General features: G+C 48.9%; 11 protein-coding genes. 9 read left to right on the plus strand and 2 right to left on the minus strand.

Annotated features, from left to right (window positions below; all coding sequences use genetic code 11):
* Positions 1-29 precede the first annotated feature (29 nt).
* Positions 30-707: a type 1 glutamine amidotransferase gene (locus ACKRDP_RS08930; protein ID WP_409154416.1), complete on the minus strand. Its 678-nt coding sequence runs from the start codon at positions 705-707 to the stop codon at positions 30-32.
* On the minus strand, positions 704-3,529 hold the full coding sequence (locus ACKRDP_RS08935) for an FAD-dependent oxidoreductase (protein ID WP_409154417.1): 2,826 nt from the start codon (positions 3,527-3,529) through the stop codon (positions 704-706). Before ACKRDP_RS08935 ends, ACKRDP_RS08930 begins: the two co-directional genes overlap by 4 nt.
* A 257-nt stretch (positions 3,530-3,786) precedes the next feature.
* Between ACKRDP_RS08935 and ACKRDP_RS08940 the strand changes: the two genes are divergently transcribed.
* The 9 genes from ACKRDP_RS08940 to ACKRDP_RS08980 all read left to right on the plus strand — a co-directional run.
* Entirely contained in the window at positions 3,787-4,077 is a 291-nt protein-coding gene (locus tag ACKRDP_RS08940; RefSeq protein ID WP_409154418.1) for a P-II family nitrogen regulator, read from the plus strand.
* Positions 4,074-4,400: a P-II family nitrogen regulator gene (locus ACKRDP_RS08945; RefSeq protein WP_409154419.1), complete on the plus strand. Its 327-nt coding sequence runs from the start codon at positions 4,074-4,076 to the stop codon at positions 4,398-4,400. The genes ACKRDP_RS08940 and ACKRDP_RS08945 overlap by 4 nt, the downstream gene beginning before the upstream one ends.
* Positions 4,397-4,852, plus strand: a complete 456-nt coding sequence (cynS, locus tag ACKRDP_RS08950; protein WP_409154420.1) for a cyanase — start codon at positions 4,397-4,399, stop codon at positions 4,850-4,852. Before ACKRDP_RS08945 ends, cynS begins: the two co-directional genes overlap by 4 nt.
* A gap of 13 nt (positions 4,853-4,865) precedes the next feature.
* Positions 4,866-6,083 carry a CmpA/NrtA family ABC transporter substrate-binding protein gene (locus tag ACKRDP_RS08955; protein ID WP_409154421.1) on the plus strand — a complete coding sequence of 406 codons (1,218 nt, stop codon included), beginning with the start codon at positions 4,866-4,868 and terminating at the stop codon, positions 6,081-6,083.
* Between the two features lies 1 nt (position 6,084).
* Positions 6,085-6,909 (plus strand): nitrate ABC transporter permease, encoded by an 825-nt coding sequence (gene ntrB, locus ACKRDP_RS08960; protein WP_409154422.1) that lies wholly within the window; start codon positions 6,085-6,087, stop codon positions 6,907-6,909.
* A 3-nt stretch (positions 6,910-6,912) separates the two neighbouring features.
* Complete coding sequence (locus ACKRDP_RS08965) at positions 6,913-7,692, plus strand: ABC transporter ATP-binding protein (protein ID WP_409154423.1); 780 nt, start codon at positions 6,913-6,915, stop codon at positions 7,690-7,692.
* The gene (locus ACKRDP_RS08970) at positions 7,689-9,677 is read left to right on the plus strand and encodes a molybdopterin oxidoreductase family protein (RefSeq protein WP_409154424.1); all 1,989 of its coding nucleotides are present in this window, start codon (positions 7,689-7,691) and stop codon (positions 9,675-9,677) included. Before ACKRDP_RS08965 ends, ACKRDP_RS08970 begins: the two co-directional genes overlap by 4 nt.
* Complete coding sequence (locus ACKRDP_RS08975; RefSeq protein ID WP_409154425.1) at positions 9,674-10,465, plus strand: uroporphyrinogen-III synthase; 792 nt, start codon at positions 9,674-9,676, stop codon at positions 10,463-10,465. The genes ACKRDP_RS08970 and ACKRDP_RS08975 overlap by 4 nt, the downstream gene beginning before the upstream one ends.
* Positions 10,458-10,597 (plus strand): SAM-dependent methyltransferase (locus tag ACKRDP_RS08980; RefSeq protein WP_409154426.1); only part of this gene is annotated, 140 nt, incomplete at its 3' end. The genes ACKRDP_RS08975 and ACKRDP_RS08980, both read left to right, overlap by 8 nt.

Here is a 10,597-nt window from a genome sequence, read left to right on the forward strand (position 1 = left end):
CTTTCTCGTGTCGGGGATAGGGGAGGGTTTTATTCGTTAAACAACATAACCTTAAGAAGCCTATGGAGCAGTGCAATGTGCCCGTCAGCATAAGAGCCAAGAATTTCATTTATTTTTATAGCCTCTTCACTTAGTTCTTCCTTACTTGTTTGCATCCACTCATGTACCATATTTATGTCCACCTCTATATGAAACTGAAGACCCACCGCCCTATTGTAAACAAAGGCTTGATTTTCATACTTTTCGGAAGAGTAAACTCTGACAGCACCAGAGGGTAGGTCAAAGGTGTCCCCGTGCCACTGAAAGACGGTGAGCTCCTGTGGAAAATCCCTGAAATAGTCGTGCTCACCGGTTTTGTATACCTTCATCCATCCTATCTCCTTTCCCCTCTCTCCCCTGTAGACCCTCGCACCAAGCACTCTGGCAAGCATCTGAGAGCCAAGGCATATACCGAGGATGGGTATGTCCTTCTTCAGTGCCTTTTCCATGATTCTATATTCGTAGCTCAGAAAGGGATACATCTTCTCTTCGTAGGCACCCATGTAGCCCCCAAGGACTATAAGGAGTGAGTATTCCTCAAGAGCTCCTTTGAGGTTCTGACCTTCTGAGGTGTCCAGATACTCCCACACTATGCCAAGTTCCTGCAAGATGGGTTCAAGCAACCCCAGATGCTCAATCTTTACATGTCTTATCGCAAGAGCTTTCATACTGCACCTTCCATTATCATCTTTTTAACATACTCGTTCAAATCACTCAGAGGCACAGTGCTTATCTTTCTACCTCTTACAAATACATCTACCGCAAGCACAACCTCTCCCTTTTCCTTCATCTTTGTTCCCACGAAGCCAAGGTCTCCCGCACCGTGTTGTCCACAGCCTTTGGCACATCCAGACCAGTGCATCCTTATGGGCTTTTCTGTAGGCAGTTGCTGGGATAGATAATTTGCAAGTTTGAGGGCATCGGGCTTGTTCTCTATAACTCCAAAGGCACAGGTTCTGCTACCCTGACAGGCAATAAGGTTTGTAAAGTAAGGTGATGTGGATATGGGGTATTTTTCAAATATGGGATGGCTGAGAAGCTCGCTGAGGTTTTCCTCAGGCACGTTAACTATGTATACGTTCTGATACACGCTCAGCCTGAGCTCCCCACTGCCGTATTTTCTTGAAAGATATGCGACCATCTCAAGGTCTTCACCTGTAAAGATTCCACCGGGAACAATCATGCTTACCGCGTAGAGCCCGTTCCTTTGCCTTATTATTCCCTCCCTCTCTCCCCATTTTTCCACAAGGTCTTCACCCCTTTCCTGCAGTCTTCTCAGAAGCCTTCTTTCAAGCTCCTTTCTCAGACCTTCTATGCCAAGCTCCTTTATAAGGAAGTAAAACCTGTTTTTGTTTCTGTCTTCTCTGTTTCCCATATCAGAGTAAAGCTCAAAGACTGTTTTGCTTACTTCAACCGCCTCATAGGGCAGCAGGAATATGTTAAGGTCAAGGGCTGGTTCTGGTCCTCCAGAGCCTATCTTTCCACCGCCGTAGACATTAAAGCCCAGTTTCCCATCCTTGACTGCAAGAGAAAAGCAAAGGTCGTTGAACCTGCAGTTTATGCAGTCATGCTTTGAGCCAAGCAACGCCAGGTTGAACTTTCGGGGAAGGTCAGCGTGCTGCTTCTTTCCAAGGAATACCTCCGTTATCCTCCTTGCTATTGGAAGTGTGTCTATGAAGCTCTCTTCCACAAGACCAGAAAGTGGGTCTCCCGTGATGTTTCTTATGTTATCCATACCCGTCTGAAGGGTGGTCAGACCTACCGCCTCAATGGCTTCAAGCACCTTCGGCAAGTCTTTTAGCTCTATCCATCTGAGCTGAATCTGCTGTCTTGAGGTTATGTCCACATCATTCTTGCCAAACTTCTTTGAAAGATGGGCAAGCACAAGGGCCTGCTCGGAGCTCAGCTTTCCATGAGTTATCCTGACCCTTACCATGAAGTAGCCCGGCGTCGCTTTTCTGTAAAACACTCCATACCACTTGAGCCCAATCTCCCTGTCCTCTTCCGGCACCTTTTGCCAGTCTCCATCCTCTGCCCAGTTTATGAGACTTTCCATGAGGTTCCTTTCAAAGGGATGTTTAGCTCTTTTGTATTCTTCCACCTTGTTTATCCTCTGGGGTCTTGCCTTTACATGCTTTTTGAGTATGTCTTCCACAAGGGGTGCACAGCTACCGCAGGATGTGGAGGCTTTTGTGAGCCTCTGGATATCCTCAAGAGTCCTTGCACCTCCCCTAATTGCCTTAAGAAGTTCTCCGTAAGAGACAAGATTGCAGTTGCACACCATGTCCTCGGGCTTTAGCTCCCTTTCCTCCACCACAAGGTCTTTTATGAGGAAGCTGAAATCCCTTATCCCCTCCCCAGACTTTATCATGCTGAGCATCCTCTCGCTCCCAGAGAGGTTTCCGTAGAGTATCACACCCACGAGCCTGCCCTTGCTAACCACCGCTTTTCTGTAGTTTTCCCTATCCATGTAAAGGGCTGTCTCGTCCTCTTCCGTCTCGTGAACCTTTCCGGCGGAAAGAAGCCTGACGCCGGCAACCTTAAGAAGGGCATGCTCAAAGGAACCTTCATACCTCTCTGCGTTGCCGTAGAGGAGGTTTCTGGCACAAACCCTTACCTGCTCCATCACAGGGCTAAGCAGTCCAAAGGTTCTTCCTCTGTGCTCTATACATTCGCCCACCGCATACACATCCTGAGCGGAGGTCTCAAGAAAGTCGTTGACCAGTATACCCCTGTTGACCTTCAGACCGCTCGCAACAGCCAGTGAAGTGTTTGGTCTCACGCCTGTGGCAAAAACCACAAAATCCCCCTCAAGCACCTCACCGTTAGAGAGTCTAATACCCTCCGCCTTCCTTTCCCCCATCACTTCCACCGTCCTACTGCCGAGCAAAACCCTTATACCCATTCCCTCAAGCTTTCTTGAGAGCATCCTGCTGGCAGTTTCGTCCAGCCACTGCTCCATTAGCCTGTCAAGAATATGGACAAGAGAGACATCAAGCCCAGCCTCCCTGAGGGCAGAGGAGAGCTCTACACCGAGCAGACCACCACCTATTACCACTGCCCTCTTTGAAACCCTTGCCATTTCAAGGATTCCGTATACATCCCCCATATTTCTGAAGGTGAAAACACCCTTCTTCTCCACCCCTTTCACTGGGGGCATGCTGGGAACACTGCCCAATGCCAGAACAAGCCTGTCGTAGGAATAAACACTGCCCCTTGAGGTAATTATCTTTTTGGTATCCGGAAATATCCTCTCCATGCGCTCGCCAAGGTGCAGTTTCACCCCCTCCTCTTCGTATCTCTGGTAGCTTTTCAGGATTAACTGTGATGGCAGTTTCCTGCCGGCTATTATGTCTGAAAGGAATATCCTGTTATAAGGAAGGCTTCTTTCCTCACCAAAAAGGTGAATCTCCACGGCTTGGCCTGCTTTTAAGAGTTCCTCCACAAGGGCATGACCTGCCATGCCCGCACCTACCACAAAAACCTTCATGCATAACCTCCTCTACAAGTCTGTTAAGCAATAAGCGTGCCACAGAGCCTGTGAGACAAGTGGCTCAAGTGCCCATAGTTCAAGGGGGATTGCTTAGCAGAAAAGGCTTCCTTTGTTTACATAATTACAAAATTGTTAACATTTTTTCATAAAAGATGCATATTCTTCATGTAGCAAAACCAGTATTCTGAGGGCTTTAAGCCCTCCAAGCCCGCTGGTATGAATTTTGCACTCATGGGAGGTGAAGGAGGTTAAGGTTGAAGGAGCTAATAGTCATAGTCAGGCGAGAGAAGGCTCAGGATGTAAAGGCTCTCCTTCATGAGATGGGGCTTGATTATGTATCAAAACCAGTTCTTGGAAAGGGGAAAGAAGGTGGTATTGGCTACTCAACCAGAAAGGGTGTTTTTACCTCAATGATTCCAAAGGTCCTCATCCTGAGCTGGGTAGAGGATGCTCTCTACAACGATGTGGTCAGCCGGATTCTCAGGGTTGCATATACAGGCCACTACGGCGATGGGAAGATTTTTGTGATGGGAGGTATGTCATGAAGATGGTGAAGGCAATCATTAGGCCAGAGAAGCTCTACGAAGTAGTAGAAGCTCTTGAGGAGAGGGGTTTTAGAGGGTTTACTGTGATGGATGTAGTGGGGAGGGGGAGGGAGGGGGGACTAAAGTTTGGAGATGCAGTCTATCTGGAGCTTGCCAAGACACTCCTGCTAATAGCGGTTCGGGATGAGGATGTGGAAAGGGTGGTGGAGATTATAAAAAAGCACGCAAGCCTTGGCATGTTTGGTGATGGCAAGGTCTTTGTCTGCCCGGTTGAGGAGGTCTGGACCATAAGGACTGGTAAAAGGGAGGAGGTAGTGAGATGAAGCCTATTACCAGAGAAGAGCTGAGAAACCTTGTCCTGTGGATGAAAGATAGGAAAGGACTGACGTGGGAAAGTCTGGCAAAGGAGATTGGCAAAAGCCCTCTATACACTGCCATGCTACTTTACGGCTATGGGCAGGCAACAGAAGAGGAGGCAGATATTCTTGTCAGGATTCTTGAGCTACCCGAAGAGGCAAAACATGTTTTCATGAAAGCTCCCTACAGGTCTCCTTCACAGCCATGGCCACCCACTGACCCCTTTGTCTACAGGCTGTATGAGATAGTGCTCCTATACGGTCCGGTTATAAAGGACGTAGCTCATGAACTTTTTGGGGATGGAATAATGAGTGCAATAGACATGTCCATAGACCTTAGCAGGGTGGAGGATTCTCAGGGTAATCCCAGGATGCTTCTCTGTTTCAACGGCAAATGGCTTTACTACAAAAAATTCTGAAAGGAGGTAAAGTATGAACAGGAGAGACTTTATCAGGAAAAGCTCCATGCTCCTTGCGGGCGCGGGTCTGGCTGGACCCTACATAAGCAAAGCTCAGGCAAAACTCAGAATAGGCTACATACCCCTGACTGACTGTGCCTCCGTTGTGATGGCTCAAGAGCTTGGGCTCTACAAAAAGCATGGCGTAAGTGTGGAAATATCAAAGGAGGCAAGCTGGCCAAACGTCAGGGACAAACTGCTCAACGGAGAACTCAAAGCCAGCCACTGCCTGTTTGGCATGCCCTTCTCAGTTCACATGGGCATAGGTGGTCCTGCCGGCAGGGTGATGCCCATAGGAATGATCCTTAACTTCAACGGTCAGGCTATAACTCTCTCTCAGGAGGATTTTGGGGGAAAGGTGGGCTTCAGAGAGATAAGCAAGGTAAAGGCGGTTGTGGATGAGCTAAAGGGTAAGGGGAGGAATGTTACCTTTGCCATGACTTTCCCCGGAGGAACTCATGACATATGGCTCAGATACTGGCTCGGCGCCTGCGGTATAAACCCAAAGGAGGTGAGGGTCATACCCATACCACCCCCTCAGATGGTCGCCAACATGAAGGTGAACAACATGGACGGATACTGCGTGGGTGAACCATGGAATGAAGTGGCTGTCAGAGAAGGCATAGGCTTTACCCACCTTGCCACTCAGGACATATGGAAACACCACCCAGAAAAAGCCCTTGTGTTCAATGAGGAATATCTGAGTAAGAACAGAGAAGAAGCCAAGGCAATCATGAAGGCGGTAATAGAAGCCAGCATGTGGCTTGATGACATGAAAAACAGAAAAGAGGCTTCAAAGGTGCTTGCAAAATATGTAAACGCAAAGCCTGAAGATATTGAAACAAGGCTTCTGGGCGTATACCACCTCGGGAAGGGTCTTGGAGAGCACACCTACAGGGACGACTACATGCTCTTTTTCAAGAAAGGTGATGTTAACCTTCCTAAGTATTCCTACGGAATCTTTTTCCTCGCCCAATACAGAAGGTGGGGGATGATAAAGGAAAGACCCGACTACTTGGGAATTGCGAAAAAGCTCATAGACAAGCCCCTGTTTATGGAAGTTGCCAGGGAGATGAAGTTGAGCGTAAAAGACGATGACATGAAGCCTCTGAGCGGTTTTATAGATGGAGTTGTCTTTGACCCCAACAAGCCAGAGGAGTCCATCAGAGCGTACAAAGTCAAGGAGGTCTAAAATGGTGCAGACTGAAAAGGCTAAGATTTCAAGGTTCATAAAACCATCTTTAGACCTCAGCACCCTTAAGGGGATGGCGACCGCTCTTATACTTTCACTTTTTGGCATCTTCCTCTTTGTTCTTCTGTGGTCCCTCCTCTCCTTTTTTCTCAAAGACCTTCCCGGTCCACTCAGCACTTTCAAAAACCTTGCCAGTCTTCTTTCTAACCCCTTCTACGATAGCGGTCCCAACGACAAGGGCATAGGCTGGCAGATGCTTGCATCCCTCAAGAGGGTCTTCATAGGCTTTCTCATAGGTTCTCTTATAGCAGTTCCCGTGGGTTTTCTAATTGGGATTAGCTCAAAGATGAGAAGCATCTTCAACCCGGTGGTTCAGCTTCTCAGACCAGTCTCGCCCATGGCGTGGTTTCCCATAGGTCTTGCTCTGATGAAAAACTCCAACGAGGCGTCCATCTTTGTGATAACCATTACCTCCCTCTGGCCCACCCTCATAAACACTGCAGTGGGTGCCTCCTCTGTGCCTGAGGACTTTAGAAACGTGTCAAGAGTCTTCAAATTTCCAGCTCACATATACATCACGAAGGTGCTCCTGCCCCACACTCTTCCGTATATGCTCACAGGCTTCAGGCTTAGTCTTGGTATTGGATGGATGGTTATAGTGGCGTCGGAGATGCTGGCCGGTGGCACGGGTATTGGCTTTTTTGTATGGGATTCCTGGAACGCTCTAAACCTTGAAAACGTGCTGTCCGCCATAATCCTTATAGGGCTTGTGGGTCTTGCCATTGACCTTGTGCTTACAAAGCTGTCGGAGAAGGCGAGGAGGTAAGAGATGAGAGCTTATTTAGAGATATTTAACCTGACGGTTAGGTTTGGAAACAATGTGGTGCTCAAGGAACTTGACTTGCTGATAGACAGAGGGGAGTTTGTAAGCATAATAGGGCATTCGGGCTGTGGAAAGTCCACTCTCCTTGGGGTAGTGGCGGGGCTTGTGAGACCTGCGGAGGGCTCTGTTTCCCTTGATGGGAAAGAAATAACAGAGCCCGGACCAGACAGGGCTGTGGTTTTTCAGAACTATTCCCTCCTGCCGTGGCTTTCTCTGTATGAAAACGTGATGGTGGCGGTGAGGTCCCTTTTTTCTGGAGAGAGTCTGAAGGAGATGACAGTGAGGGCTCAAGAGCTTCTTCGCCTTGCAGGACTCTGGGAACACAGACACAAGCTACCCTCTCAGGTCTCTGGAGGTATGAAGCAGAGGACTGCACTGGTCAGAGCTCTGGCAGTGGACCCCAAGGTGCTCCTCCTTGACGAGCCCTTTGGAGCTCTGGACGCCCTCACAAGGGCAACCCTTCAGGACGAGCTTCTGAGAATATGGGAAAGGGACAAAAAGACGGTTCTGATGGTCACCCATGATGTAGAGGAAGCCATATACATGTCTGACCGCATAGTGGTCATGAGCAACGGACCATCCGCGAGGGTCTACGAGATACTCTCTGTGGACATAAGGAGACCAAGGCTCAGGGAAGAGCTGATAAAGACAAGAGAATACACCCAGCTAAAAGAACACCTTCTCTACACCCTGAGAGAAAGGCTGAGGAAAAAGGAAGTGGCATGAGGTTTCAGTGCCCATACTGCGGTGTTGGCTGTGGCCTCCTTTTTCAGGAGGGGAAGGTGAGGGGCGACAGGGAGCATACAGCTTCAAGGGGAGACCTCTGTCAAAAGCCCCTTTACTATCCTAAGGTCATGCAAAAAGACAGGCTCTTAAAGCCCCTCTTCAGAGAAAACAAAAAAGACCCCTTTAAGGAAATCGGCTGGAAAGAGGCATACCGCATAGTTGCTTCAAGACTGCAGAGCCTTAGCCCTGAGGAGGTCTACTTCTACCTTTCAGGACAGCTCATGACGGAGGAGATATACCTTATAAACAAGTTTGTAAAGGGCTTTCTGAGAACTAACAACATAGACGCCAACTCAAGGCTGTGCATGGCAACGCCTGCGACCGCCTACAGGCTCTCCTTTGGCTCTGACGGTCCTCCCTGCTCTTATGAGGACATAGAAGACTCAGAGGCCTTTGTCTTTGCAGGCTCAAACGCCCTGTGGACCCACCCAGTGCTTTTCAAAAGAGTTATGAAAGTAAGACATGGAAATCCCCACTCAAAGATAGTGGTAATAGACCCGGTAAAAACAGAGACTGCAAGGAAGGCGGACATGCACATACAACTTAGGGCTGGCACCGATACGGTGCTTTTCAACTCCGTGCTTTGCCTTCTCTACAGGAAGGGATGGATAAACGAGGAGTTTGTGAAGAAACATGTGGAAGGCTTTGAAGAGGCTGTGGAAAACGCCCTCAAATATCCCCCAGAGCTTGCCTCACGCATATGTGAAATAGAGGAAAAGGAGATTTACATGCTTGCGGAACTGTATGCCTTCAGTAAAAAGCTCATCTCCTTCTGGTGTCAGGGGCTCAACCAGTCACCCAATGCCCTCATGAACAACCTGAGCCTCATTAACCTTCATCTTGCGACGGGAAGGCTCAACTCAAGGGGATGCCCCTTCTCTCTCACCGGACAGCCCAACGCCATGGGTGGCAGGGAGATGGGTTACCTTTCCAGTGGACTGCCCGGATACAGGGATGTAAGGAAGAAAGAGGACAGGAGCTTTATGGAAGAATTCTGGGGCATACCCCATGGTAGCATAAGGGCTGAGCCTGGTCCGACCATAACTGACGCAGTGCATCTTATGCTTGAGGGAAAGATAAAGTTTCTCTGGGTTGTATGCACAAACCCTGCGTTAACCCTTCCCGACCTTAAAAGCGTGTGGGAGGCTTTTGAGAAGGTTTTTCTCGTGGTTCAGGATGCATACTGGACTGATACCTGCTCTTTTGCAAACCTTGTGCTTCCCGCCGCACAGATGGGTGAAAAGGAAGGGGTCATGACCGGCTCAGACAGGACGGTGAGCTACTGCGAGAAGTTTTCAGAACCGCTGGGAGAGGCAAAGCCGGACTGGCTCATCTTCAAGGAGCTTGCGGAGAGACTTGGCTATGGAGAGTTCTTTTCCTATACAAGCTCCGGTGAAATATTCGCAGAACTCAAAAAGGCGACAGAGGGAAGGCTCTGTGATATAAGCAGGTTTGAGAGGGAGGAGCTCCCCCAGAGATGGGGTGGAAGATGGCTTTACCCGGACCTGGTCTTTCCTACAGAGAGCGGTAAGGCAAGAATGCACCCCACAACCTACAAGCACAGAGATGGGGACTTTATTCTTATAACGGGAAGGACCAAAAACCAGTGGCACACCATGACAAGAACCGGCAAAAGTCCCGAACTCCTCAGAGGTGAAGAGGAGCCTTTTCTTCTCATGAGCAGGGAAGATAGGGAAAGATTCGGAATAGGGGAGAATCATTGCGTGAAGCTGGTTTCCTCAGGGGGTGATACGGTGCTGAAGGTAAGGTTTGGAGAGATAAAGTGCGGTCACCTCTTTGCCCCCTTTGGCTACGGATTGAGGTATGGTGCGGTCATAAACACGCTTACAGAAAACCGCACAGACCCGGTATCAAAACAGCCAGAGCTGAAGTTTACACACGTCAAGGTGGAGGCTGTGGGATGAGTTTAAGAGGGAAGAGGATTGCAGTGTGTGCCACAAGAAGAGTTGAGGAGATAGTGGAAAAGATAAGTCAGATGGGAGGAAAGCCATATGTGGAAGAGATAGTGAGGATAGAGTATCTGCCAGAGCAGGAGGTGTATGAGGCACTCAAAAGAGCTATGGAAGAAGAACCGTCTTATTTTGTTTTCACCACAGGGGAGGGTGCGGAGAGGCTTTTTGAAATAGCGGAGCGTCATGGCCTTTTACACAGGCTCAACAGCCTTCTCCTAAAAGCCCACATTGTGGTTCGGGGCTACAAGGCAAGGGGTGCTCTTGCCAGAAGGGGCTACAGTGCCACTCCAGTGGAAAGCACATCGGATATAGTAAAGCTCCTGAGAAAAATGGATATAAAAGGTAAGTCCATCCTTATCCAGATGTTCGGGGAAGACCTGCCAGAGCTGGAAAGGTTTGTATACGGCAGAGATGGCAATCTGATAAAGGTCTGGGTTTACAGGTATGTGCCTGACAGTGAGAAGATTGACACCTTCATTGACAGGCTTTTGAAGGGCTTTTACCATGCGGTGCTCTTTACCTCTGCCTTTCAGGTAAGACATCTATACAGAAGGGCGAAAGAAAAGGGAGTGCATTCTGAGCTCAGCAACAGAATGAACCAGAAACTTCTTTCCGTTGCCATGGGAACAACCACCGCACAGGCTCTCTTTGAGAATGGCGTCCTGAGAGTCCTGATTCCTGAAAAGGAAAGGCTCAGCTTCGCAGTTAGAGAACTTGAAAGGGCTTTTAAGGATGGGTAAGGTTTACCTTGTGGGAGCAGGTCCAGGAGATATGGAGCTTCTTACCCTCAAGGCCTACAGGCTCATAAGGTCTGCAGAGGTCATACTCTACGACAGGCTCGTAAACCCTGAGATTCTTCTGCTTGCAAGACC

Origin of the sequence: Pampinifervens navoyensis, from assembly GCF_046159715.1 — a bacterium.
GTDB lineage: Bacteria > Aquificota > Aquificia > Aquificales > Aquificaceae > Pampinifervens.

Excerpts from the sequence above, each read along its gene's own strand:
- ACKRDP_RS08965 (WP_409154423.1), top strand. The coding sequence starts at position 6,913 with ATGAGAGCTTATTTAGAGATATTTAACCTGACGGTTAGGTTTGGAAAC.
- ACKRDP_RS08945 (WP_409154419.1), top strand. The coding sequence starts at position 4,074 with ATGAAGATGGTGAAGGCAATCATTAGGCCAGAGAAGCTCTACGAAGTA.
- ACKRDP_RS08930 (WP_409154416.1), bottom strand. The coding sequence starts at position 707 with ATGAAAGCTCTTGCGATAAGACATGTAAAGATTGAGCATCTGGGGTTG.
- ntrB (WP_409154422.1), top strand. The coding sequence starts at position 6,085 with ATGGTGCAGACTGAAAAGGCTAAGATTTCAAGGTTCATAAAACCATCT.
- ACKRDP_RS08935 (WP_409154417.1), bottom strand. The coding sequence starts at position 3,529 with ATGAAGGTTTTTGTGGTAGGTGCGGGCATGGCAGGTCATGCCCTTGTG.
- cynS (WP_409154420.1), top strand. The coding sequence starts at position 4,397 with ATGAAGCCTATTACCAGAGAAGAGCTGAGAAACCTTGTCCTGTGGATG.
- ACKRDP_RS08955 (WP_409154421.1), top strand. The coding sequence starts at position 4,866 with ATGAACAGGAGAGACTTTATCAGGAAAAGCTCCATGCTCCTTGCGGGC.
- ACKRDP_RS08975 (WP_409154425.1), top strand. The coding sequence starts at position 9,674 with ATGAGTTTAAGAGGGAAGAGGATTGCAGTGTGTGCCACAAGAAGAGTT.
- ACKRDP_RS08970 (WP_409154424.1), top strand. The coding sequence starts at position 7,689 with ATGAGGTTTCAGTGCCCATACTGCGGTGTTGGCTGTGGCCTCCTTTTT.